The organism is Vibrio albus, assembly GCF_003144035.1.
GTDB classification, from domain to species: Bacteria; Pseudomonadota; Gammaproteobacteria; order Enterobacterales; family Vibrionaceae; genus Vibrio; species Vibrio albus.
Window position 1 is genome coordinate 145,070 of record NZ_QFWT01000004.1, and the last position, 24,670, is coordinate 169,739.

Below are 24,670 nucleotides of genomic sequence, written 5' to 3' on the forward strand. Positions count from 1 at the left end.
AGTCAGACAGACCATGCAGGACACATCAGCCGGGGGAGACAGGCAGAATCCCCCTGAACAATCGCCGGAGAACAACATGGGCAACGTGGTGACACAACAGGAAGCAACAATAAAGGTCTCTCCCGGTAGCGAGATGACGATCTATACCGCTTCAGAGCTAAAAGAGACACTGTATAAAGACTGGAATCATGCCCGGGAGATCGAAGTGGATCTGTCCATAGTTGATGAGTTGGACAGTGCTGGCGTTCAGTTACTTCTGCAAATGAAATCAGACAGCGAGCATGCCCGGAAACCCGTACGTTTTGTCGACCACAGCCCCGTGGTACTGGAGGTTCTTGAAATGCTGAATCTGATTGGCCGTTTTGCGGATCCAATCATTCTGCCGGCAGATAACATGGAGACATCAGCATGAGTGAGGAAGCCAAACAGATATTCGTTCAGGAATCAGAAGAACTGCTTCAGGAAATGGAAGACGCTCTGCTGATGATGGAAGAAGATCCGGATAACGCCGAGCACCTGAACAGCGTTTTCCGGGCCATGCATACCATCAAAGGATCGGGCGGAATCTTCGGTTTTAATTTTATCGTCAGCTTTACTCACCCGCTGGAAAGTGAATTAGACAGAGCCCGCACGGGAGAACGTGCGGTTGATCAGGAGCTGATCGCCCTGTTACTGAAATGTAAGGATCATACTGCCGCTCTGGTCGAATTTGCTGCTCAGTCCGCTGATGCCCCCCTTCCTCTGGAACTACAAAGAGCCGGAGATCACCTTATCGATCAGCTCAATGGAACAGGACACTCCCCCTCTCCGGATGGAACGGCACTCGCCGCTAGCACGGAAAGTCCGGTAGAAACTCTGTTTAAAGAGCGGGAAGATACCGACAGCCTTTGGCTGATCTCTCTTGATTTTAAGCCTGATACGTTCAGAAACGGATTCGATCCGCTCTCTTTCATCCGCTATCTGAGTAACCTTGGCGAGGTGATCAAGGTCATCACCATTTACCAGTTGGACGAAACCGGTGAAGAGATGGATCCGGAAAGCTGCTACCTGTCATTTCGTATCGCATTTAGCAGTACCGCCAGCAAAAGCGAAATCTATGACGTATTCGAATTTGTGCAGGAAGACTGTTCCATTCGGATCCTTTCTCCACAATCGAAACAATCTGAATATCTTAATCTGCTCGATAATATACCGGACAGCAGTTGTCAGTTATTAGGTGAGCTTCTCCTTAGTATCGGAAGCCTGACTCAGGCGGAACTGGATCAGGCACTGAGCACTCAGAGCAGCAGCCAGCCGGAAGCAGCAAAAAAACAGATTGGTAAGATCCTGGTTGAGCAGCAATCCGTAGACAAGAGCACAGTGAAAGAAGCGCTGCATAAGCAAGAGCAAATTAAAGAAAAAGTCACGAAAGAAGCCCGATCCATTCGGGTCGATGCACAAAAGCTTGGTCAGTTGATCAATCTGGTAGGGGAGCTGGTTATTTCCAGTGCGGCCATCCGTACCCAGATACGGGCATTAAGTCTCCCGACCCTTAACGATGCCGCTTCCAGTATGGAAGTGCTGGTTGAGGAAATCCGTGATACCGCCCTTCAGCTGCGCATGGTCCAGATTGGCGATACTTTTTCCCGCTTTAAACGTGTCGTCCGGGATGTCAGTAAAGAACTGGGGAAAGAGATCGAACTGGTGATCAGCGGTGGCGAAAGTGAACTCGATAAATCCGTGGTCGAAAAGATCAATGATCCCCTGACTCATCTGGTGCGGAACTCCCTCGATCACGGTATCGAGCCTCCGGATCAACGTGTGGCTGCCGGAAAACCCGCCAAAGGCACTTTAACCCTGAATGCTTATCATGATTCCGGGCATATTGTGCTCGAAGTGTCCGATGACGGGGCTGGTCTGGACGTAAAGAAAATACGCGAAAAAGCCGAGGTTATCGGGCTGGTCACGCCAGATCAGGTCCTGAGTCATCGGGAGCAACTACAACTGATCTTTGAACCCGGTTTAAGCACGAAGAAAGAAGCCTCTAACCTCTCCGGACGCGGGGTCGGCATGGATGTCGTGAAACGAAATATCGAATCGTTACGCGGAGCCATTGAACTGGAAAGTGAGCGGGGCAAAGGCACTCGAGTGACCATTCGCCTGCCTCTGACCCTGGCGATTATTGACGGTTTTCTGGTCGGTATTGAACGAGAATCCTACATTATTCCACTCAGTATGGTTCAGGAATGCGTTGAGTTCGGCGCAGAACAACTGGAGCACCAGGGCAACTACGTGAACTTTCGCGGAGAAGTGATGCCCTTTATTCACCTGAGGCATTTCTTCGGGCTACCACCAGCGGATCGGCAACAACGGGAGTCACTGGTTATTGTCCGCTTCGGCCGTACCCGTGCAGCTCTGGTGGTTGACGCTCTGCTGGGTGAGCAGCAAACCGTCATCAAGCCGCTGGGAGCGGTATTCCAGAACTTGTCCGGTATCAGCGGAGCCACCGTACTTGGATCCGGAGATATTGCACTGATTCTGAGTGTTCAGGAATTGATAGAACGGGCTGAACAGTACGCTGAACAGATCCATACCTCTGAATCCGGTTCCTGTAAGCCATCTCTGTACCATCATTAACCATAAGGACTCTGTATCGTGACCCAAGAAATAACAGATACCCGTGACCCAACCGCAGTGTCCGCCGCCGCCAGCGTGACACAGTACCTGACTTTTATCTGTTCCGGTGAAAGGCTTGCTGTCGAAATTCTCGATGTCAAAGAGCTGCTGGAAATGACGAACATGACCCGGGTGCCAATGACGCCAGAATTTATCCGTGGGGTAATCAACCTGCGCGGCAGTGTCGTTCCGGTTGTCGATCTTTCTGCCCGTCTGACCGGAAAAGTATGCTCACTCACCAAACGCAGTTCTATTGTGCTGGTAGAAGTCACGCAGGATGAACATACACAGATACTGGGAATGCTGGTCGATGAGGTGAGCGAAATACTGGAAATCGATTCCAACCATATTCAGCCACCACCCAGCTTTGGCGCTCATATCCGTACCGACTTTATCCGTGCGATGGGCAATGTTAACGGGGAATTTATTATCCTGCTGGCGATCGATAAGGTGTTGTCGGTTGAAGAGTTATCCTCACTGGAAGCGCTTGCTCACCAAAGCAGTCAGCCAGAATACCGACCGGACCAGACTCCCTCGGTGAAACAGCAGGAACAGTTATAACACATTGAAGTAAAAAGGTTATATCAACGTAGAATGATAGATAACGCTCTGGAGTAATAACTATGTTAAACAAACTCAGACTTGGCACACAAATCGGCTCAGGATATGGCTTACTGATTATCCTGCTGGTGATTGTCTCCTCTTCCGCCTACCTCGGACTAACCAATGCAGTACAAGGGTTCAGTAACTTTCAGGGGCTGGCTCAGAACACGAACCTCGCCTCTACCATGGAGTCGAGCATGCTGGAAGCCAGGTTGTACGCACTTGACTACCTGCGCACCCATTCAGATAAAAGCAAAAAGGCGTTTGAAAATCATCTCCAGAGCCTGGAAGGTATCATCCATGAAAGTGAAAGAAATATTACTCATCCGGAACGGGCCAAAAAGATTACTCAGGTTGATACATTGTTCAAGACCTATCAACAGGCCTTTGTTGAAGTCAGCCGATTGAATAACCGCCATGATGAGCTTCTATACGACATTCTTACCCCTCTGGGCTGGGAAATGACCGATGCCCTGGCCAGTATTGCCGATTCATCTTATCTGGACGGTGAAACCAATATCACGGTCCAGGCCCTTCAGGCCAACACCTCCCTGCTAAGGGCACGGCTGCAGATTATGAAGTACCTTGATGCCAATAAACAGGCCGATTTGGACAGAGCCTTCGCTGAGTTGAATGGCACGCTGGCCGATAAAGTCAGGATTCTGGATACATTAATCCACGATCGGGACAGACGTGATCAACTGAATATCTTCAGCCGGGCACGTGAAGAGTACGTTACCGGCACAAAAGAGATCAATCAGATTGTGATTGATCGCAATAACCTGGTACAAAGTGAGCTGGAAAGGATTGGTCCTATTGTTGCTGCAGATGCTGAAGCGGTGAAATCCTCGATTCAGGTTGAGCAAATCGACCTGGGAAATCAGGTGAATCAGGTGAACACCCGCACGATTAATACCGTGCTCTGGGTCAGTGGCGTCGCGGTTCTGGCCGGCATCATCCTCGGTTATATACTTACCCGGATCATCCGACGTCCTCTTGGCGGTGAACCAAGAGAAATGCAGGATATTGCCCGTAAAATCGCTGACGGGGATCTGACCATTAAATTCACCAACCCGGATAAAGCGATGGGCGTGTACGGTGCCATGATGGATATGACCAATGGCCTGAACGAAGTGATCCAGCAGGTTCGTTCCGGCTCCAATAACCTCAGCACCGCCTCTCAACAGGTCAACGCGACCGCACAAGGTATCAGCCAGGCCGCGACAGAACAGGCATCCGGCGTAGAGGAAACCACAGCGGCCGTCGAACAGCTTAATGCTTCCGTACAGCAAAATACTGAAAATGCGCGAGTAACCAATAATATGGCCACCACCGCCGCCCAACAGGCAGAAGAAGGTGGGCAGGCCGTGGTGCAAACCGTCGAAGCGATGAAAAAAATCGCAGACAAAATCAGCCTTATTGAAGATATCGCCTACAAAACCAATCTGCTGTCTCTGAACGCCGCCATCGAAGCGGCACGGGCAGGAGAGCACGGTAAAGGCTTCACCGTGGTGGCCTCTGAAGTCCGTAAGCTGGCAGAAAACAGCTCAACGACGGCTCAGGAGATCAACGAACTGGCGACCCGCAGCGTAGGTATCGCGGAAAATGCCGGTAACCTGATAGCCGAAATTGTACCGAGTATTAAGAAAACGGCGGATCTGGTGGAAGAAATTACCGCATCGTCTGAAGAACAGGCATCGGGGATTGCCCAGATTAATGAGTCTATGATGCAGTTGGATAAAGCCACTCAGCAGAATGCTTCCGCATCTGAAGAGCTGGCCGCAACAGCGGAAGAACTCAGTGGTCAGGCAACTCAGCTCATTCAGGCTGTCGCCTTCTTTAAAGTACAAGATCTGATAAAAGGTGTGTCCCCCAATATCATGACGCAGTCGATACCACAGACATCAGCACGCAGGGCAGAAAATGTCGATCTGGATAACGCTGAATTTGTCAGCTTCTAGGATCAGTGTTCTGAAATGTGTTCGTGTTTCTCCGGTTACTCAGCTTTATTAAAGGGTAACCGGAAAAATTGCAGAGTAGTTATCACCATTGAAAAAGCCGGTACGTAATTTGTTCTCAAATCTCAGTCTCTCAGATAACGACGGATGGAGGCTGGAGTCAGCGGGTGGCCGCCTTGCAGAGATCAACCCAATCACACAGTATGAATTTCTACTGTTCAGGGATCTTCTCTACAATCAGGTAGGCATCAATCTGACCCCGGCCAAAAAAAGCCTGTTGGAAACCCGTCTAAGCAGTCGCCTGGTTCGTCTGGGACTGAGTACATTCTTTGACTACTACCAGCTCGTCCTCAGTGGACAGGGAGAAAACGAACTTCAAACCCTGATCGACCTTCTGACGACCAATGAAACCTTTTTCTTCCGGGAGCCCGCCCACTTCGATTATCTCAGGGAAAAAATACTGCCGCAGTACCGCTATATACCATTACGGGTCTGGAGTGCCGCCTGCTCGTCCGGCGAAGAACCTTACAGCCTGGCCATGCTGCTACACGATCAGCATGAAGGAGCCAGTTGGGAGCTGACCGGCTCTGATATCAGTCAGCGAGTTTTGGAAAAAGCGAAAACCGGCCATTATCAAATGATACGCCACGAAGGGATACCTCAGCCCTATCTGAAAAAATACTGCCTGCGCGGAACCGGCTCTCAGGATGGCACCCTATTGATCAATAAAGCACTGAGGGAACGGATACAATTCCGTCAGGTCAACCTGAATGCCCAATTAACCACAATGGGCCAATTTGACATTATTTTTCTGCGTAACGTATTAATTTACTTCAATCAGGAGAAAAAGGCCGACATTGTAAAAAGGATCGCCAATCAACTAAAAGCGGGGGGTTACCTGTTTATCAGCCACACCGAAAACCTTCAGGGCATTGATGCCGGTCTGAGAATTATCCGTCCTTCTATTTTCAGGAAGCTGGGCTAACTCTCAGTATTAAACTGGTAGCAAGGTAATGTATTCAATAACAAAGACACAAACCGGAAATTCGCTATGATCAATGTTCAGTTAGTTGATGATTCAGCGCTGGTCAGAAAACTCCTTCAGGAACAGCTTGAACAAACATCCGGAATCCGCATTTCCGGCTCGGCACGAGATCCTATTTTCGCTATGCGCAACATGGAAAAGCAGTGGCCGGATGTCATCATTCTGGATATTGAAATGCCGAGAATGGACGGTATCACCTTTCTGAAAAAAATCATGGCAGAGCGGCCTACACCGATTATTATCTGCTCAACCCTGACTCAAAAAGGGGCCGACACCACCATGCAGGCCATGTCCGCCGGGGCGGTGGATATTATCACCAAACCTGAAAGCGAGCTGCGTGCGTTTGTTGAAAGCTCCAAAGAAAGGCTTGTCCAGTCAGTAAAAGCCGCGGCTCTGGCCAGAGTCTCTGCCGCCTCCCGCCCAACGCCGAAACCACAGCTCGCCACTCAAAAGCTGTCCGCCGATGCGGTCTTGCCTTCCCGTACTGAAAGTAAAACAATGACGACAACCGATAAAGTGGTCGCGATTGGAACCTCTACCGGTGGCACACAGGCTCTGGAAAAAGTATTAACCCGGCTCCCCCTTACCGCTCCGGGTATCGTTGTGGTGCAGCATATGCCAGAACACTTTACCGCCGCCTTTGCCGCCAGACTCAATCAGCTCAGTCATGTCACCGTCAAAGAAGCTCAGGACGGAGACCGGGTCATTTCCGGCACCGTACTGATTGCGAATGGAGGCAAACATATGCTGCTCAAGCGTAATGGGGCTCAATATACTGTTGTCACCAAAGATGGTCCTCTGGTCAGTCGGCACAGACCCTCTGTCGATGTCCTGTTCCGTTCTGTTGCCAACGCAGCCGGGCAGAACGCGCTGGGTATTATCATGACCGGAATGGGGGATGACGGAGTAAAAGGCATGCAGGAAATGCGCAAAACCGGCGCTTCAACCTATGCTCAGGACGAAGCCTCATGCGTCGTCTACGGCATGCCCAAAGAGGCGATCAGACAGGGAGCCGCCATGTATGAAATTTCTCTGGAACAGATCCCGAATCTGATAGCCAAGTTTTAGTGACAAGCCATATCCCGGTGAAGGCAGACACCAACCGCGATCAGCAATAACACAGAGATGATCACGATGCCCGCAGCCCGACCCCGGAGGACGGCATGTCAACGAACCCATCCAGTGCCTCGACATTGTTCAGCCAGGACAAAATACTCGGGTAACCACTTAAATCCACATCCCCTTCCGGTGCAACTTTGGTGTACGTATAAAAAGCGACATCCGCAATCGTCACCCGCTCATCCACCAGCCAGTCTTTTCCCTGCAGATAATCATTTAACTGGCTGAATAACAGATGGGCGCTCTCAAGTAAGGCGGGTTTATTGACCGTCCTTGAAAAAAGATTCGCCGCCCGGAGCAAGGCCGCTGACCCCGCCAGCCGGTGTGCTGCGGTAGAAAGAAACTGCTCGACCCGGGCATGCTTCATTGGATCTTCCGGCAACCACTGCCCGGTTGGATCATACGTTCTCGCCAGGTACACCAGAATAGCATTGGAATCTGCAATCACATCCTCCCCGTCTACCAGCACCGGAACCTGACCAAACGGGTTCAGAGCCAGAAATGAGGCCTGCTTATGCTCTCCGGATAACAAATCTACGTTGACGAATTCAAAGTCCAGTTTTAACAGCGATAAAAACAGCTGAGCTTTGTGTGTGTGACCAGACGTCGGATAACCATACAGCTTCATCTTACTCATAATATCTCCAGTTTTGGGGCGTGTCCTGAGGGATATTTAACCCTACCTTGCAACAGAAAAAAACCGGGCTAACATAGACTCATTGTTTCTTACTCGTTGACAATAATATGGATACTTTAGATGGTTTGAAAACCATTGTGGCGGTCGTAGAAACCGGATCTTTCACTTTGGCAGCGGATCGGTTAGGAACCTCAAAAGCTCTGGTTTCCAAGTACGTCAGCCAGGTAGAGTCTGATCTGTCGGTCCGGCTTTTTAACCGCACGACCCGCAGAATAGCCATTACTCAGGCGGGTAAAGAGTACTATGAGCTGGCTCTGGATTTACTGGACCGTTTCGATGCCCTGCAAGATACACTGCAAGCGGGCCAGCATAACACTTCGGGTAGTCTGAGAGTCACGGCATCACAAACCTTCGCCGAAGAAATATTGTACCCCAGGCTGTCTGACTTTATGCAGTGCTACCCGCACATACAGCTTGACCTGATCGTCACCAATAAAAAGCTCGACCTGATTGAAAATGGTATTGATGTCGCCATCAGAGCGGGTGAACTGGTCGACTCCAGCCTGAATTACCGCCCGATTAAAACCCTGTCTTACTCGCTATACGCCGTCCCTGAACTGCTGACACGTATCGAAAAACCAATAGAAGCGAGTGATCTGAACAGGCTTCCCTGCCTGATAGATACCAATATGCACGCAGACTGCCGCTGGCCCATCAGGCAGGGGAATGGAGATGTGTTTTATCTTCCGGTCACTCCGGTATTCAGGAGCAACAACCCTCGCGTGATCCGAAAGCTGGCTATTGATGGTACCGGCATCGCCTTCCTGCCAGACAGTATCGTTGCAGAACATGTCCTATCCGGCACACTGGTCAGGCTATTACCCCATCACCCGCCCATACAGTTCCAGCTTAGCGCGCTTTTTCCAAACAGGACTTACTTACCTGAAAAAACACGTGTTTTTCTCGATTTTATTAAGCAACATGTATGAGCGTTTCCTGACATTACAGCTCGGCAATAATCTTACCCATATCTGAAGTGTCATACCCGCCGATATGGGTAAACTCATTTTTAAATGCGGTAGACTGGATAACTTTTAGCATGGTCTGAACTTCATGCTTCTGCATATCCTCTTTTTTAAAGACCAAATCGTAATGCTCTTTTTTCAGGGGAATAAACTCAATATTATCAACCTGCCTGGCAATCTTTTCACTGCCGACAGCAACATCGGCTTCTCCGCCACTGACCGCGCTGGCGACAGCCAAATGGGACTGGAGTTCCTTGTTATAGCCTTTGACGGTGCTGCCAAAGATACCAAGCCGTTTCAAATTTTGATCCAGAAGTACTCTTGAACCCGCCCCCGGTTCACGGTTGATCATCGTGATATCTTCGCGCCCGAGGTCTTCCCAGCAGGTGATGTTTTTCGGATTTCCTTTGGCGACATACAGCCCTTGCATACGGCAGATCAGATGAACCACAACAGAAGAAATACCAGGCAGCAGCCTTTTCACATAAGGGGTATTGTAGGTATCGCAGTCAGCATCCCAAAGGTGAACCGATGCGACGTCAATCTTGTTTTTATAGAGCGATACCAGGCTGTCATAGCTGCCGATATACGCTCTCAGTGCCTGTACATCATACAGACGCATATAGTTAGACAGCACATCCAGGATCAAATCCTGCCCACAAATAATAAACCCGTTTCCTTTTTTTTCCGGGGTTGAAAGGCCGGCACTCGCGGGCATTGTCCTCCCCTCTTTGCCGGCAACCAGCCCTCTTTTGGAGCGAGCGATATACTCCTGAACATCTTCTTCACTCAGGCGAACTTTCCGGCCAACAGTGTAAGAGTTGATCTCCCCTTTCTTGATCAGATTGTAAATCATACTTTTGCTGACATTTAAAAGATCAGCAACATCTTGTACCGACAGTGCAGTGTCCTTTTCCATACTATTTTCCTTTCGTTCCTTGTCTGAGTGATTGTCTTACTGTTGACGAAAATGCACAGATATGTATATATATTAACAGTAACGGTTAACTTTTCACCCATTTCGTTCAATTTCGTATCATTCTGTACACAGAAAAAATGAAAAACACGAAATAAAGCGAAATAGGACAAACCGAATCATCACTGCAGGCGTCTCTGATATTTATTCAAGGAAGAATTTATTATGACAAAACTAACCACCCTCTTTTCTATTGCTACTGCTGTATTATCAGCATCGATACACGCGGAAGAAGTCACGGTTGCCGTGGCCAATAACTTTTATCGTCCGATGCAGGCCATTGCTCAGGATTTCAAACAGGTAACCGGTGATGATGTTGTTCTGAGTACGGGCTCTACCGGTCAGCTTTATGCACAAATCGTTAATGGCGCACCCTTTGATGTTTTTCTGGCCGCAGACACCAAGCGTCCGGCAAAACTGGAAGAATCCGGGCTGGCAACAGGACGGTTTACTTACGCTCAGGGGAGATTAGTACTCTGGTCACCCAACAAAGAGTTGCTGAAAGGCAGTGAGAAAGTACTGCTTGAACCACAAGTAAAACATATTGCCATGGCAAATCCCAAGCTGGCACCATATGGCCTTGCAGCTCAACAGGTGATGGAAAAACTGGGCATCTATTCAGAGCTTGGCTCAAAATTTGTGTTAGGTAAGGGCCTGAACCCAACCTATCAGTTTGTCGTAACCGGCAATGCTGATGTAGGCTTCCTGGCGATGTCTCAGGTTTATAAAGACGGTCAGTTTGCAGAAGGCTCACACTGGGAAGTTCCGGCGGACTTATATGAACCGATTAAACAAGATGCTGTCGTTCTCAATAAAGCCAAAGATGCACCAGCAACTCAACGCTTGATTCAATATCTGAATAGCGACCGTGCGAAAACACTGATATCTTCATTCGGTTACTTATAATCGTGAAGGAGTAATCCAAATGGAATTGGATTTTACCGTCATCACCACCACCCTGAAGCTGGCAGTGGTGGTGACTTTCTGGCTATTGCTTATCGCTGTCCCGGTAGCCTGGTGGTTATCGAGCACCCAAAGTCGGTTTAAAGGTATCGTTGTCGCCGTTTGTACCTTGCCGATGGTACTGCCTCCAACCGTACTGGGCTTCTATCTTCTGTTATTGATGGGGCCAAACGGACCGGTAGGGCAACTGGTACACTGGCTGGGGATGGAACAACTGCCGTTTTCATTTTCCGGCATTGCCATTGCCTGTATTATCCATTCGCTTCCTTTTGTCATTCAGCCTTTGCAGAATGCCTTTGATGCCATCGGAAAACGGCCGCAGGAAGTGGCGGCCACTCTCAGAGCGTCTCCCAGAGATACCTTTTTTACCGTAACGCTGCCACTGGCCTGGCCCGGGGTTTTCTCCGCAGCTGTCATGGGCTTTTGTCATACATTAGGTGAATTTGGTGTGGTTCTGATGATCGGTGGCAATGTACCGGGAAAAACCAGAGTCATCTCGGTAGAAATATACAATTACGCAGAGGCGCTGGAATATGGCAAGGCCCATATGCTGGCTGGCGGTATGGTACTCTTCTCTTTTGTTGCTCTGCTTGGAATGTACTGGCTAAATAACAAACACCGTTCCAGAATCAGCTAACATAACACATTCTAAGGAAAGAAAAGTGATGCATAAGGACAGCATTGTCGCCAGGTTTGATATTCGTTATGAGGATTTTTCTCTTAACCTGGACCTCACGCTTCCCGCGAAGGGAGTCACCATTTTGTTCGGGCATTCAGGCTCTGGGAAAACGACATGTCTGCGAGCCATGGCCGGGTTAGAAAAGCTAAGCCACGGCTATTTTTCAGCTGGCGGCGAAGTATGGCAGGACTCGGAACAAGGGCTATTTGTGCCGACTTATCGTCGTAATATTGGCTATGTATTTCAGGAGGCGGGACTGTTTCCTCATTTATCTGTGCGGAAAAACCTGGAGTATGGATTAAAGAGAATCGAGAGCGCTAAGCAGAAAGTCGATATGGAGAGTATCTGCGCTCTGCTGGGGATCAATCATCTGCTCGAGCGTTCCACAGCCCGGCTATCCGGTGGTGAAAAGCAGAGAATTTCCATTGCCAGAGCGTTGCTCACTTCGCCCGATTTATTACTCATGGATGAACCGCTTTCCGCGCTGGATAACAGACGCAAAGCGGAAATTCTGCCGTATCTGGAAAAGCTGCATAAAGAACTGTCGATTCCCGTTATCTATGTCACCCACTCGGTGGAAGAGTTGGCCCGGCTGGCAGACCATATTGTCTTGTTTGACAAAGGTACGATCGTGGCCTCAGATAATGCCATCAGTATTATGTCGGATCCGCAATATCAGGAATTGTTTGGTGACGGGCTTGGCAGCATTATTGATACCACCATTGCGGAACACTGCGACGATCATATGACCCGTCTGGATATTGGCGGGAATACTGATTTTTGGATCCGCTCCCATTACGGCGTGGTCGGAGAGCAGTATCGTTGCCGTATTCTGGCCTCTGATGTCAGTGTCTGTCTGAGCCGGCCAAAAGACAGTTCTATCTCCAATGAAGTTCTGACCAAAATAGTGCAAATTGAACCGGCGGCTAAAACCGGGGAAGTGACCTTAGTATTGGAAACAAAAAGTGGTAATCGGTTCTTATCACTGATCACCGAGCGCTCATTGCGACAGTTAGGCCTTTCTACAGGCATAGAAGTATGGGCTCAGGTAAAGTCAGTGGCAATTTGCTGAATTATCGTATCTTTTCACCCAATAAAATCAGGCGATATAAGACGTTTTTGTTTATAAACTGTGAAGTAAACGGCGGCGAATATGCTATTTCGCCGCTGTAAATTCACAAAAAGCCATCATACTTTCTGTAACACCATGCTTTAAAAAAGCCAATACTTACAAGTCAAACTCGAAGGTGGACTAATGTGAACTGGCCTTTCCGCACGAAATCTACCCTACAGATAACTTTTCGTATTCCACCACTATTTTGAATAGCTTCAATCATAACGTACTGTAAGTGCTTTATCTTCGAAGGTTAGGTACTTTCTTGGCGCTGACGTATAGTAAGTCCATTATCTTCAAGGCCATGAGTGACAAAAACATCCCCTTTATTTGAAATCAGTATGGCTTCAATGCCACTCTGCAGATTCAAATAGGCCAATGCCTCACCAATAGAAGACAAAAAGCCCGCCGTACTCCAAATTTCTCCGTCAACAGAAAGATTAGAAATAATGGTGACACTCGCAATGTCGGTAACGATGGGTTTGCCATTTTTTGGATCAAGCAGATGATGATATCGAACGCCATTATGCTCGAAGTATCGTTCATTGATGCCTGAGGTAACCATAGACTGATCTCGAAGCGGTACGACTCGGCATACTTGTCCTCGAGTGCTGAGCGGATCTTGAATCCCGACATTCCATGCTTTTTCTGGGTTATCAAGAGAGTACCCAAGGGTTAAAACGTTTCCTCCTAAGTTGATGTAGCCAGACTTAACATTCTGACTTACCAAGTATTCTTTTATTCGATCGGCAAAGTAGCCTTTGGCTATGGCACCTAAGTCAATTTGCATACCGGCTTTGGTCAAGAACACGGTTTGGTAAACATCATCAAATACGATCTGTGAAGGATCCACAATATCGAGCTTATCATTAAGCTCAGAATCGGTTGGCAACTTTGCATCTTTAAACCCGATGCACCAAGTTTTTATCAGAGGTCCAATAGCGACATTAAAAGGGTTCGCTCTATCCAGACTAACCGCTTTGGCACTTTTAAGTAACTCATACAAGTCCGCTTTAACACGAACAGGGCGAATACCTGCATTGTGATTAACGCTCATCAGTTCTGAATTTGGCTGATTAACCGTAAAGCGTTGGGCGAAATTCTGCAGTTGAAGATAGCACTCTTTTAACAACTGCTCGCCCTCGTGATGATGAATCACGAGGTCAATAAAAGTACCCATCATTTGAAAGCGAGTTTTATAGCTTGGCATTTTCTGTTCCCGCATTTGAATGAAGAAAGGGAAGCCTAATGCTTCCCTTTTACTCACTAGTTTCTATAAGAAACGCTGTCGCCCGCAATACGGCCGTAAGTGAATATATCAATCAAGGCGTTACCGCCTAGACGGTTCCCTGCGTGAATACCACCGGTCACTTCCCCTGCTGCGTAAAGTCCAGGAATAGGGACACCGTGCTTATCCAGAACACAAGCTTTAGTATCGATCTTTAGACCACCCATTGTATGGTGTACAGATGGCTTTCTAGGCGTTGCATAGAACGGTGCTTGCTCTACTTTTAGACCAAGTGCGCTTTTTTGGAACTCTGGATCGCATCCATCATCAACATATGAGTTGTAGCGACAAATGGTCTCGCAGAGATCTGCTTCTGGAACATTGATCTTGTGTGCTAACTCTTCAAGAGAGTCAGCCTTAATAATAATGCCTTCCTCGATTTCACGCTCGATGGTTTCGTGCGTGGTATTCGCTGCGGTTTTACGAATCTCTTCGTCAGCAATCATATAAATGACGCCACCGTTGTCGAAGAATGAATTAGACAGCTTGTCTCGACTCTCACATTCATTGACAAATCGCTTACCTTGCTGATTAACAAAAACAAAGTTTTCGGGTGGAACAATAAGCCCCGTTAGCAAAGCGCCCGATTTAGGGTCGCCAATTGGCATCAGTTGGATATACTCCATACCTACTAAATCTGCCCCAGCTTTTTCACCAATCGCAATACCATCACCAACTAGAGCAGGTGAGTTAGTTGTCTTGATGTCATCGGCAATCTCGTTCCAGTAGTTGTTGTACTTCTGAAGCATCTTTGTGTTCGCACCAAACCCACCAGATGCTAACACCACACCGTGATTAGTCGTGAGTTTGTATCTGGTACCATTTGAGTGCGTCGCATTGATACCCACCACTTGACCATTTTCAATAATCAGATCATCGGCGCGTGTATCAGTGATAATGCGACCACCTTGAGCAATGATGTGTTTTTGAAGTTTTTCAACAAACTCCACACCTTTTGGACGATTTGGTTTGTGCGCACGGCGCCATAATGCCCCAACTGCAATATCAACCATGCCTCGGTTAAAGTCGATCCCTTTCTCTGTCAGCCAATCAATCGATTCCATAGCACGACTAGTCAGTGTATGAACAAGATCATACTGACCATAGATTGATTCGCCATCTAAGTTAGTTCGTTTACCACCAAGATAAGTTTGGATTAAATGCAGCTCTGTTGAATCAAACAGATAGTTGTTACCGCTGTCCACATCAAGAAAGTAATTTTCTAACTGATCTTTCAAAGCACGGAAGTCTGAAAGGTATTCTTGAGCAATTTCAGATTCTGGTGTCTCGGCAATCGATCTTAAATAGTCAGCCTCACCAGCTAAAGCCGGGAAGTCTTTTTGCCATCTAGGTTCTGCAGCGTTAACCCAACCACCGGTACGAACCGTATTACCGCCGATAGCAGGGAACTTCTCTAGGACAATAACTGATTTATTATTGTCTAGTACGGTCAGCGCTGCACTCAAACCGGCACCACCACCACCGACTACGACAACATCAACCGTTTCTTCAACGGTTTCAGTCGACCACTCAACCGCTTCTCGAGCTTTACACCGTAATGCTTCTGAATTACCACCAGCCAAATCAACAGCATTAGATACGCCATCAAGAACGGCCTGGCTACTCACCGTCGCACCAGAAATAACGTCAATATTAAGCGTTTGACCATCCAGTATTTGTTGAGGAATACGTTCGAATGCAGGGTTAGCAATACCATCAGACTCTTTGGATGAGTCCACTAAAATATCAAGAATTCTATCTTCAGAGAAACTCACCGTGACAGGAAGTTTACCGTTATGACCATAGCCATACGCTGTGTATTCGCCCGGCTCAAACTTAATCTCAATGCTTTGAAGTTCTTTGATACGCTGATGTTTTAACGCTTCAGCGGCACTGTCGATAATCATGTAATCCATTATTTCCCACAGTGGTGTCGGAATCATCAGCGCTTCTTGCTGAGCAATATCGGCAAACTCAGCGCAGACTTCATCGTTCATCGCTTTCGTCGCCCATGTTGGCTCGACGAGAAAACCTTTACCTATGCTGACAATGTCATAACCATGATCAAGGGCAGCATCTGCATCACGACGTTGGGCAATACCACCCACACCGATTACCGGAATCTTCGCAACGTTTTCAGACTTCAACGCATGAAACTTGCGAATCAGTGGCTCTTTGTCCTCAGGATTAACAATGGAGTTTCGTGCGTAGTTACCCATTGAGAAATGCAAATAATCAAGACCACTTTGAGCTAATTTATCAAGAAGATACATCGTTTCTTCAAATCGGATACCCGGCTCTTCTATTTCTTCTGGAGAGAAACGGTAGCCAATAATGAAATCCGTCATTTGATGAGACGCCACCGCTTGCTTCGCCTTTTCTAAAACAGCAAGTGGGAATGCGGTACGCTTTTCAATATCACCGCCCCACTTGTCCGTGCGCCGATTAGAGTGAGGAGAAAAGAATTGTTGGATAAGGTAAGTATTCGCACCATGGATTTCAACACCGTCAAAGCCTGCTAGAACAGCACGATTAACAGCATGACCAAAGTTCTCGATCATGCCCTCAATCTGTTCCTCGGTCATTTCCAGTGGCGTTTCTGCATTATCGCGCAGGGCCGCAACAGGACTGGCCGAGATGGGCTGATGACCACCGTTGAATTCGCCATTTGCCATACGACCGGCATGATAAATTTGCAAAATAGCTTTAGAGCCTTTGGCTTTAATCGCGGTAGCCAGTTTTTTAAGACCTGCAATCTTGCTGTCATTGTTGATGCCGAGTGCTCCGGGGAAAGCTCGTCCATAATTTTCTACAAAAGCACTCTCAACGATAATTGCACCGGCGTCTCCTGAACGAGATGCATAATAGTCCACCATTTCTTGAGTCACACCACCATCAAAAAACGCGGATTGAATGGTCATTGGAGCCATAACAATACGGTTTTTTAGCTTGGCTTCAGATAACCCAAGCTTTATTTCTTCGATTAACTTTGTCATTAGTTAATATTCCTTACACATATTAATTCTTATATGAAATATTCCTCAATGAGCGAGCTTGCTAACAAAGGGATTTTTCATATAAGAAAAATGTCATCAACTGAATTTCACACAAAGATACTATGGATATTTTTTACGGGTAAATGAAACGTTTGCATTTAATTCATGCATGATTTGCATAAAAACATTATTTACGCATGCAATAAATGCATCAGGAAAGTGTCATTCTAGGGGATTTTACAGGCGGAACGATTTATCTTAAGCTTATGTTTTTAAACACAAAACAACGCCACTCATGACTAAGAAATCGTCAATAACAGCATATCACTATAGTCATCTACACACTGCCGAAAGCCTGCTATACGCAAAGAGAAGTGGCCCCCCAATGGTTGGACACATAAGCTAATTCCTTAAGTGGTTGATCCAGCTCATGCAGCGTATCTCTGCCTTCCGAAGTAGGCTTCATCAAGGGTGAGGTCATTGAGTCCTTGATGGTTACGCTCTTCATTATAAAACACCATGTATAGTGGCCGATTTCAAGCTCTGCTTCTCGGGGCGTGGTGTAAGCTTTTAAGTCAACCTCTTCATATTTCAGACTTCGCCATAATCGCTCAATGAAAACGTTGTCGACCCAGCGACCTTTCCCATCCATACTTATCCTTATGTCATGGTCGAGCAGCTTCTGTGTGAACTCAGTGCTGGTAAACCGACTGCCCTGGTCGGAGTTAAGGATATCGGGCGACCCGTAGTGTTGAAGCGCCTTTTCTAGAGCCTCGATAAGGTAGTTGGGTGAATTTATCCAGCGAACTCTTTCGCTGTGCTCGGTCTAGCGACCGAGCACTTTGGGCAAAAATCATGGCAGCGTTTTCTAGTCATAGTCTGTTCCCGTATTTCTGGGTACTATCAAAACAGATCAATCACTTAAAGCCATGTCCAAAAATCGGGAGCCACTTCTGTGCCTTGGACAACGACTTCTCTCACTAAAACATTATGGAAACAGCAGTCAAATAAAATATGAAATGGCGGAAACTCATGAGTTATCCGCCACTATAGTATGAGACTTTTTTACTATCTCACAGCCGCCATTTTTGTATGTGATGTAATTACTCGACTGTCACCGCTTTTGCCAAGTTGCGCGGCTGGTCCACATCAGTGCCTTTGATCAGCGCAACGTGATAAGCCAGTAGCTGCATTGGAACGGTATAAAAGATTGGTGCGGTGATTTCACTGACATGTGGCATGGAGATGATTTTCATGCTTTCGTCTGCTTCAAAGCCGGCTTTTTCGTCCGCGAAGACATACAGCAGGCCACCACGGGCACGTACTTCTTCCACGTTGGATTTCAGTTTTTCCAGCAGGTCATTATTAGGGGCAATAACGACAACCGGCATATCCGCATCAATCAGAGCCAAAGGGCCATGCTTCAGTTCACCCGCCGCATAAGCTTCTGCGTGGATATAAGAAATCTCTTTCAGTTTCAGAGCCGCTTCCATGGCAATCGGGTAGTACTCACCACGACCAAGGAACAGAGTATGGTGCTTGTCTGCGAAATCTTCCGCCAGCGCTTCGATCTCTTTATCAAACGCCAGTGCACTGTCGATCTGTACCGGTAGCGCATGGATCGCTTCCACGATTTCCGCTTCTTTGGCTTTATCGATACGGCCCTGCTCTTTACCAATAGCGGTCACCAGCATCAGCATCGCAGCAAGCTGAGTGGTAAAGGCTTTCGTTGATGCAACACCAATCTCGGTACCGGCACGAGTCATAAAGGCAATATCGGATTCACGTACCAGAGAAGAACCGGATACGTTACAAATAGTCATGGCCGCCATATAGCCGCGCTCTTTCGCGATACGCAGAGCAGCAAGAGTATCTGCGGTTTCGCCTGACTGAGACAGAGTGATCAGCAGGCTGTTCGGACGGGTAACGAAATTACGGTAACGGAACTCGGAAGCAATTTCGACATCGCAGCTAACACCAGCAATGTCCTCAAACCAGTAACGGGCGGCCATACCAGAGTTATAAGAGGTACCACACGCGATGATTTGCACATGTTCCACTTTACTCAGGATCTCGACCGCGTTGACACCAATGCTTTCCGTGATCACAGAATCTTGCGTCACACGGCCTTCCATGGTGCTTTTCAGTGCCGTTGCCTGTTCAAAAATCTCTTTCTGCATAAAGTGACGGTACTGACCTTTATCACCAGCATCATGTTCGATGCTGGATTCGATCACTTCACGCTCAACCTGTTCGCCAGATTCCGCATAAACAGTCACGTCGCGACGGGTAATCTCAGCCACATCTCCTTCTTCCAGGAACATAAAGCGGCGAGTCACACTCAGAAGAGCCAGCTGATCCGATGCCAGGAAGTTTTCACCAATGCCCAGACCGATAACAATCGGGCTGCCTGAACGAGCGACGACAATACGGTCAGGATCATTACGATCCAAAGCAACAGTACCATAAGCCCCTTCCAGTTGTGCTGCGGTCTTTTTCAGAGCTTCAACCAGAGAATCAGAGGTACGCAGTTCCCACTCTACCAGGTGAGCAATAACTTCAGTGTCGGTCTGAGACACAAATTCATAACCACGGCTCTGCAGCAGAGCACGCAGCTCTTCATGGTTCTCGATAATACCATTGTGTACGATGGCAATATCACCAGAAACGTGGGGGTGCGCATTCGCTTCAGACGGTTCACCGTGGGTAGCCCAGCGAGTGTGTGCGATACCAGTACCGCCGGTGACGTTGGCTTGTTCAACCGCATCAGCAAGTTCCTGAACTTTACCCAGACGGCGCACCCGGGTCAGATTTTTATCGGCATCGACGACAGCAACACCCGCTGAGTCATAACCCCGGTATTCCAGACGACGTAATCCTTCCACTAAAATTTCTGCTACATCACGCTGTGCAACCGCGCCAACTATTCCACACATGGTATTCTCCACTGTTATCTGTATTTCAACTTACCGGCTGCAAGCAATGCCCTTTTGGTAAGTATCTGAATGATGTTACTCAGGAGCGCGGATCACCCGCACGCCTTTAGATTCAATTTGCTGTTTTTGCTCGTCAGTCAGGCGGACATCCGTCACAACAACATCAATCTGCTGCCAGGACAGTTCCAGGTTCGGGATACGACGTCCGACTTTATCGGATTCGATCATCAGAATGACTTCCCGCGATACCTCAGCCATCACTTTGCTTAACCCTACCAACTCGTTAAATGTCGTCGTTCCTCTCTCGAGATCAACCCCGTCAGCGCCGATAAATAACTGGTCAAAGTCATAAGAACGCAGTACGGATTCCGCCACCTGCCCCTGAAACGACTCTGAACGTGTATCCCAGGTTCCGCCAGTCATCAGCAGTGTTGGTTCATTTTCTAATGCATTCAGAGCATTAGCGACATGGAGAGAGTTCGTCATGACAACCAGGCCATGTTTATTATTCAGCTCTGGGATCATGGCTCCGGTGGTACTGCCACTGTCTATCACAATACGATTATGATCCCGGATCAGCTCTGCGGCAGACTTCGCAAGCATTTTCTTTCGATTCGAAACATCAGCCATCAATTCGTCATTAACAACCTCTTTTGGCAGCGCAATAGCCCCGCCGTATCGACGTAATAACAAGCCATTCGCCTCTAAAGAGGCAAGATCTTTCCTAATGGTGACTTCTGAGGTATCAAATTTGTGAGACAGCTCGTCAACACTGACCTCTCCTAACTCATCCACCAGTTTGGAAATCATATGGCGTCTTAGCTGTGTATTTCTTTTGGACATAATATGAAAGATATAAATTTCGAAACGAAAGAATTATATTCAATACGAAACTTGTTTGTCTATTTATTTCAGTCCAAAAAATAAAATTTTTAAGAGAAAATCTTGTCCTAAAACAATTCTTGACCGTGATATTGAACACATTCAGTGGTAGAATTCGCGCCGAAAAGAAAAAAAATTACAGAAATCACCGTTATTTTTTTGCAACTTTGTCGAGTTATACTGTACTGAGTTGGTAGATTTGTAGACAGAGAAATAGAGCCCAACAGCAGCTATACTGGGCTTTCTAATAAAATTGACTATAGACAGGCGGAGATAAACGACACTGAAAGAAAAACGTCACAATGAAAAAATGTTGTCATTTTCTTTCTTATGTTCCTCTGCCGAAACAAAACTGATTTAAAATTGTAACCATACTTACCGGAGAGTATTTTCCCATGAAAAAGACCAAAATCGTATGTACGATTGGCCCTAAAACTGAATCTGTAGAGATGCTAGGCAAGCTAGTAGACGCTGGCATGAACGTAATGCGCCTAAACTTCTCTCACGGCGACTTTGCAGAACACGGTACTCGTATTGCAAACTTCCGTCAGGTAATGGAAGAGAAAAGCAAGCAACTTGCTATCCTTCTTGATACTAAGGGCCCTGAAATCCGTACTATCAAACTGGAAAACGGCGATGACGTTGATCTGGTTGCTGGTCAAGAATTCACTTTCACTACAGACGCAACTGTAGTTGGTAACAAAGATATCGTTGCTGTTACATACGCAGGTTTTGCAAAAGACCTTAACGAAGGTAACACTATCCTTGTTGATGACGGCCTGATTGAAATGGAAGTTATCTCTAAAACAGAAACTGAAGTTAAGTGTAAAGTACTTAACAACGGTGCTCTGGGCGAAAACAAAGGTGTTAACCTACCTGGCGTTTCTGTTCAGCTTCCAGCGCTTTCTGAAAAAGACAAAGCTGACCTTAAGTTCGGTTGTGAGCAAGGCGTTGACTTCGTTGCTGCTTCTTTCATCCGTAAAGCAGCTGATGTTAAAGAAATCCGTGAACTGCTAAACGCAAACGGCGGCGAAAGCATCCACATCATCTCAAAAATTGAGAACCAAGAAGGTGTGGACAACTTTGACGAAATCCTTGAGCTTTCTGACGGTATCATGGTTGCTCGTGGTGACCTTGGTGTTGAAATCCCAGCTGAAGAAGTAATCTTCGCTCAGAAAATGATGATCGAGAAATGTAACCGTGCACGTAAGATGGTTATCACTGCGACTCAAATGCTGGATTCTATGATCAAAAACCCTCGTCCAACTCGTGCTGAAGCGGGTGACGTTGCGAACGCCGTAATGGATGGTACTGATGCAGTAATGCTTTCTGGCGAAACAGCAAAAGGTAAATACCCAGTTGAAGCGGTAACTATCATGGCTCAAATCGCTAATCGTACTGATGCGGCTCTGAAAGCAGAACTTGGCTCTCGTCTTGACAGCCCTCGTCTGCGCATCACAGAAGCGGTATGTAAAGGCGCGGTAGATACAGCTGAAAAACTGGCTGCTCCTCTGATTGTTGTTGCTACTGAAGGTGGTAAGTCTGCACGTTCTGTACGTAAGTACTTCCCAACTGCAAACATTCTTGCTCTGACTACCAACAAGAAAACTGCTGCTCAGCTGGTACTGACTAAAGGCGTTCGTCCTATCGTTGTTGATTCTATCGACAGCACTGATGATTTCTACCGTAACGGTAAAGAAATTGCACTAAGCACTGGCCTTGGTAAGAAAGGCGATATCGTAGTAATGGTATCTGGTGCGCTGGTTGCTTCTGGTACAACTAACACAGCATCTGTACACGTACTGTAAGACTCTGTTTAAGTACTAAGATCAAAAAAGAGGGCGTCAGCCCTCTTTTTTATTGCCTGTCATTCAGGCTTATTCGTCATCACATCTCTACCGTGCTCTTCCTTGCTAGGCAATCTCATCGCTACTGTGACAAACCGAGGTTCGGTTTCGGCCTATCGCTTTCGATTCATACAGTGCAATATCCGCACATTTATAAGAACGGGTACCATCAGAAGTCAGATCCGTAACCCCGATACTGATCGTGGTAAAAACCCTTGGGTCTGTCGCGATGCAAGAGCGAATTCGGTTTAACACCCGCTCAGCTTCGCTAAGTCCGGTATGCGGCATAATAATCGCGAACTCTTCTCCTCCGATACGAGCAACAAAGTCCGTGGTTCGCGTATTCTCGGACAAAAGGTGGGAAACAAGGCGGATAACTCTATCCCCTTCATCATGCCCTCTTTCATCATTAATACGTTTAAAGTTATCGATATCCACCAGCGCCAGACAGCTGATATGGTTCTCCGGATAACGTTGTATCAGATCCGTTTCATTCCGTAGCTCTTCTTCGAACTTTCTCCGGTTCCATAAATGAGTCAGTCCATCACGCTCGCTCAGATAACGTAACCTCTCTTCCAGCTCTTTCCGTTCAGTGATGTCGACCAGAGAAATAATATAATTGGTTATTTTTCCATCCTGATCACACAAGGCCTGAATTCGGGTAATCGTCGTAAGCTCCACCCCTGCACGACCATGCACTTTAAGCTCACCTTCCCAGAGATGCTCCCGGGAGACGTGCTCCCAGATATTAAACCACCCACTAGGATCCCGCTTATCAAACAGAAGCTTACGGACATTGCCATAACGGATCTGGTGCTCGGTATAGCCGGTCATACTTTCAAACTCCCGGTTAACCTTCACCATATGATGATTTTTATCGGTAATCAGAACGGCTGACATACCATTCAGTGCCGCCGTTGCCAGCTTGCTTTCCAGACTGCGTCTCTGATAGATAAAAATAAGATAAGCGGTGGGTAATGCACACAGCACGATAAGGATAATCATGACCAGAGCATGTTGTACGGCACTGGACCGGTCGTCTTCGACCTGAGCCACCAACTCTGACTGGGGAAAGCTGATCAGCAGAAACAGGTCTTCGATATAATTAACCTTTACCGTACTGTATATATGTAAGCTCCCGTTTTCAGACAAGAATACACCTGACTCTCTGTCATGCATTTTCTTCCAGAGCGCAGGATGCGTTTTACTCAGGTTATATTTGTGTCTTTCTTTTAACGCAAAGCCATACAATCGTTCACGATACCGCCCCTGAAGAAAATCTCCATCGGCTGTAATAATGCTCACGATGTACTGTTGTTTGAGCGCACTCTCCCTATCAGACTGTATATCTGCATAATTTCTGCGAACCGCCAGATACCCCTGAAGTACGCCGTGCATAGAGTACGGATGTACGGTATATAAGTGGGGAATATATTCTTCCCCCATTTGTTGAAGCTCTAGCTGCCTTGGGCTTTGAGTTTTATCCGGCCACTGACGTGCCCTTATGAAATAGCTGGCTTCACTCACGTCCTGATAGGCTTGATTCTGAGTGACAGAAGCATGGTGCAGAAAGGACGCTTTCGCCATCTCCTGACCATCTGCATCAATATATGTGATTTGTTCTAAAGAGTACTGTCTTGCTGGAAATGTGCTCCACGATGCCTCCACAGTCTGACGATTGGCATCAGTGGGATCTGACACAAAGTCATGCAACAGGTGGCTTTGGCTCAGTAGCTCGAGCATGGCATCGATTTCGTTTTCAGACTGAGTGATTTGGTGTCTGGTATAGGCAATCTGGGTCTTCGCCCGCTCAGTAATGGCCGAGACATTCTTCTGATAAATGTTCTCATATTTTGCCATGTAGAAGAGCACCACAACGGCCCCTAAAAACAGGCATACAGCTAATAGATAGCCAATCCAGTGCTTATTAACCATTATGACCCACTA

The 24,670-nt window shown here is 47.2% G+C and carries 18 protein-coding genes and 1 pseudogene; 11 read left to right on the forward strand and 8 right to left on the reverse strand.

Annotation, left to right across the window (positions count from 1 at the left end; all coding sequences use genetic code 11):
• The first annotated feature begins 13 nt into the window (after positions 1 to 13).
• The 6 genes from DI392_RS08985 to DI392_RS09010 all read left to right on the forward strand — a co-directional run bounded on the left by DI392_RS08985 (position 14) and on the right by DI392_RS09010 (position 7,329).
• Positions 14 to 412: an STAS domain-containing protein gene (locus tag DI392_RS08985; protein ID WP_109319582.1), complete on the forward strand. Its 399-nt coding sequence runs from the start codon at positions 14 to 16 to the stop codon at positions 410 to 412.
• Complete coding sequence (locus DI392_RS08990; protein WP_109319583.1) at positions 409 to 2,616, forward strand: chemotaxis protein CheA; 2,208 nt, start codon at positions 409 to 411, stop codon at positions 2,614 to 2,616. Before DI392_RS08985 ends, DI392_RS08990 begins: the two co-directional genes overlap by 4 nt.
• A gap of 18 nt (positions 2,617 to 2,634) precedes the next feature.
• A complete protein-coding gene (locus DI392_RS08995) occupies positions 2,635 to 3,216 on the forward strand; it encodes a chemotaxis protein CheW (RefSeq protein WP_219930893.1) in 582 nt (193 codons plus the stop codon).
• 62 nt (positions 3,217 to 3,278) lie between these two features.
• Positions 3,279 to 5,219, forward strand: a complete 1,941-nt coding sequence (locus DI392_RS09000; protein WP_109319584.1) for a methyl-accepting chemotaxis protein — start codon at positions 3,279 to 3,281, stop codon at positions 5,217 to 5,219.
• Positions 5,220 to 5,328: 109 nt separating this feature from the next.
• On the forward strand, positions 5,329 to 6,201 hold the full coding sequence (locus tag DI392_RS09005) for a CheR family methyltransferase (protein WP_219930894.1): 873 nt from the start codon (positions 5,329 to 5,331) through the stop codon (positions 6,199 to 6,201).
• A 66-nt stretch (positions 6,202 to 6,267) separates the two neighbouring features.
• Entirely contained in the window at positions 6,268 to 7,329 is a 1,062-nt protein-coding gene (locus DI392_RS09010; RefSeq protein WP_109319585.1) for a protein-glutamate methylesterase/protein-glutamine glutaminase, read from the forward strand.
• Positions 7,330 to 7,390: 61 nt separating this feature from the next.
• Here DI392_RS09010 and DI392_RS09015 read toward each other — a convergent pair whose 3' ends face one another.
• Positions 7,391 to 8,017: a glutathione S-transferase family protein gene (locus tag DI392_RS09015; protein ID WP_245884010.1), complete on the reverse strand. Its 627-nt coding sequence runs from the start codon at positions 8,015 to 8,017 to the stop codon at positions 7,391 to 7,393.
• A 107-nt stretch (positions 8,018 to 8,124) separates the two neighbouring features.
• On the opposite strand from DI392_RS09015, the gene DI392_RS09020 reads away from it, so the two are divergent.
• A complete protein-coding gene (locus DI392_RS09020; RefSeq protein WP_109319586.1) occupies positions 8,125 to 9,006 on the forward strand; it encodes a LysR family transcriptional regulator in 882 nt (293 codons plus the stop codon).
• A gap of 13 nt (positions 9,007 to 9,019) precedes the next feature.
• Here DI392_RS09020 and DI392_RS09025 read toward each other — a convergent pair whose 3' ends face one another.
• A complete protein-coding gene (locus DI392_RS09025; protein ID WP_109319587.1) occupies positions 9,020 to 9,961 on the reverse strand; it encodes a helix-turn-helix transcriptional regulator in 942 nt (313 codons plus the stop codon).
• 222 nt (positions 9,962 to 10,183) lie between these two features.
• On the opposite strand from DI392_RS09025, the gene modA reads away from it, so the two are divergent.
• From modA to modC, 3 genes are read left to right on the forward strand one after another with little or no spacing between them, the layout of a single operon-like run.
• Positions 10,184 to 10,924 carry a molybdate ABC transporter substrate-binding protein gene (modA, locus tag DI392_RS09030; RefSeq protein ID WP_109319588.1) on the forward strand — a complete coding sequence of 247 codons (741 nt, stop codon included), beginning with the start codon at positions 10,184 to 10,186 and terminating at the stop codon, positions 10,922 to 10,924.
• 19 nt (positions 10,925 to 10,943) lie between these two features.
• A complete protein-coding gene (gene modB / locus DI392_RS09035) occupies positions 10,944 to 11,618 on the forward strand; it encodes a molybdate ABC transporter permease subunit (RefSeq protein ID WP_109319589.1) in 675 nt (224 codons plus the stop codon).
• Positions 11,619 to 11,646: 28 nt separating this feature from the next.
• Positions 11,647 to 12,732 (forward strand): molybdenum ABC transporter ATP-binding protein, encoded by a 1,086-nt coding sequence (gene modC, locus DI392_RS09040; protein ID WP_109319590.1) that lies wholly within the window; start codon positions 11,647 to 11,649, stop codon positions 12,730 to 12,732.
• A gap of 295 nt (positions 12,733 to 13,027) precedes the next feature.
• Here modC and DI392_RS09045 read toward each other — a convergent pair whose 3' ends face one another.
• The 5 genes and pseudogenes from DI392_RS09045 to DI392_RS09065 all read right to left on the reverse strand — a co-directional run bounded on the left by DI392_RS09045 (position 13,028) and on the right by DI392_RS09065 (position 20,837).
• Positions 13,028 to 13,984, reverse strand: coding sequence for an FAD:protein FMN transferase (locus tag DI392_RS09045; protein WP_109319766.1), 957 nt, complete (start codon positions 13,982 to 13,984; stop codon positions 13,028 to 13,030).
• Positions 13,985 to 14,040: 56 nt separating this feature from the next.
• Positions 14,041 to 17,058, reverse strand: a complete 3,018-nt coding sequence (locus DI392_RS09050; RefSeq protein ID WP_109319591.1) for an NADH-dependent flavin oxidoreductase — start codon at positions 17,056 to 17,058, stop codon at positions 14,041 to 14,043.
• A 428-nt stretch (positions 17,059 to 17,486) separates the two neighbouring features.
• Positions 17,487 to 17,845 (reverse strand): annotated as a pseudogene (locus DI392_RS09055) (transposase); the annotation flags it as partial.
• A 316-nt stretch (positions 17,846 to 18,161) separates the two neighbouring features.
• On the reverse strand, positions 18,162 to 19,994 hold the full coding sequence (glmS, locus tag DI392_RS09060) for a glutamine--fructose-6-phosphate transaminase (isomerizing) (protein WP_109319592.1): 1,833 nt from the start codon (positions 19,992 to 19,994) through the stop codon (positions 18,162 to 18,164).
• A 75-nt stretch (positions 19,995 to 20,069) separates the two neighbouring features.
• Positions 20,070 to 20,837: a DeoR/GlpR family DNA-binding transcription regulator gene (locus tag DI392_RS09065; RefSeq protein ID WP_109319593.1), complete on the reverse strand. Its 768-nt coding sequence runs from the start codon at positions 20,835 to 20,837 to the stop codon at positions 20,070 to 20,072.
• Positions 20,838 to 21,271: 434 nt separating this feature from the next.
• Here DI392_RS09065 and pykF point away from each other — a divergent pair, with 434 nt between their 5' ends.
• Positions 21,272 to 22,684, forward strand: coding sequence for a pyruvate kinase PykF (gene pykF / locus DI392_RS09070; RefSeq protein WP_109319594.1), 1,413 nt, complete (start codon positions 21,272 to 21,274; stop codon positions 22,682 to 22,684).
• 105 nt (positions 22,685 to 22,789) lie between these two features.
• On the opposite strand, the gene DI392_RS09075 is transcribed toward pykF, so the two are convergent.
• Entirely contained in the window at positions 22,790 to 24,658 is a 1,869-nt protein-coding gene (locus DI392_RS09075) for a sensor domain-containing diguanylate cyclase (protein WP_109319595.1), read from the reverse strand.
• Between the last annotated feature and the right edge of the window lie 12 nt (positions 24,659 to 24,670).

What these genes read in the sequence shown, in the direction of transcription:
- DI392_RS08985 (WP_109319582.1), top strand. Translation starts at nt 14, where the DNA reads ATGCAGGACACATCAGCCGGGGGAGACAGGCAGAATCCCCCTGAACAA.
- DI392_RS08990 (WP_109319583.1), top strand. Translation starts at nt 409, where the DNA reads ATGAGTGAGGAAGCCAAACAGATATTCGTTCAGGAATCAGAAGAACTG.
- DI392_RS09000 (WP_109319584.1), top strand. Translation starts at nt 3,279, where the DNA reads ATGTTAAACAAACTCAGACTTGGCACACAAATCGGCTCAGGATATGGC.
- DI392_RS09010 (WP_109319585.1), top strand. Translation starts at nt 6,268, where the DNA reads ATGATCAATGTTCAGTTAGTTGATGATTCAGCGCTGGTCAGAAAACTC.
- DI392_RS09015 (WP_245884010.1), bottom strand. Translation starts at nt 8,017, where the DNA reads ATGAGTAAGATGAAGCTGTATGGTTATCCGACGTCTGGTCACACACAC.
- DI392_RS09020 (WP_109319586.1), top strand. Translation starts at nt 8,125, where the DNA reads ATGGATACTTTAGATGGTTTGAAAACCATTGTGGCGGTCGTAGAAACC.
- DI392_RS09025 (WP_109319587.1), bottom strand. Translation starts at nt 9,961, where the DNA reads ATGGAAAAGGACACTGCACTGTCGGTACAAGATGTTGCTGATCTTTTA.
- modA (WP_109319588.1), top strand. Translation starts at nt 10,184, where the DNA reads ATGACAAAACTAACCACCCTCTTTTCTATTGCTACTGCTGTATTATCA.
- modB (WP_109319589.1), top strand. Translation starts at nt 10,944, where the DNA reads ATGGAATTGGATTTTACCGTCATCACCACCACCCTGAAGCTGGCAGTG.
- modC (WP_109319590.1), top strand. Translation starts at nt 11,647, where the DNA reads ATGCATAAGGACAGCATTGTCGCCAGGTTTGATATTCGTTATGAGGAT.
- DI392_RS09045 (WP_109319766.1), bottom strand. Translation starts at nt 13,984, where the DNA reads ATGCCAAGCTATAAAACTCGCTTTCAAATGATGGGTACTTTTATTGAC.
- DI392_RS09050 (WP_109319591.1), bottom strand. Translation starts at nt 17,058, where the DNA reads ATGACAAAGTTAATCGAAGAAATAAAGCTTGGGTTATCTGAAGCCAAG.
- glmS (WP_109319592.1), bottom strand. Translation starts at nt 19,994, where the DNA reads ATGTGTGGAATAGTTGGCGCGGTTGCACAGCGTGATGTAGCAGAAATT.
- DI392_RS09065 (WP_109319593.1), bottom strand. Translation starts at nt 20,837, where the DNA reads ATGTCCAAAAGAAATACACAGCTAAGACGCCATATGATTTCCAAACTG.
- pykF (WP_109319594.1), top strand. Translation starts at nt 21,272, where the DNA reads ATGAAAAAGACCAAAATCGTATGTACGATTGGCCCTAAAACTGAATCT.
- DI392_RS09075 (WP_109319595.1), bottom strand. Translation starts at nt 24,658, where the DNA reads ATGGTTAATAAGCACTGGATTGGCTATCTATTAGCTGTATGCCTGTTT.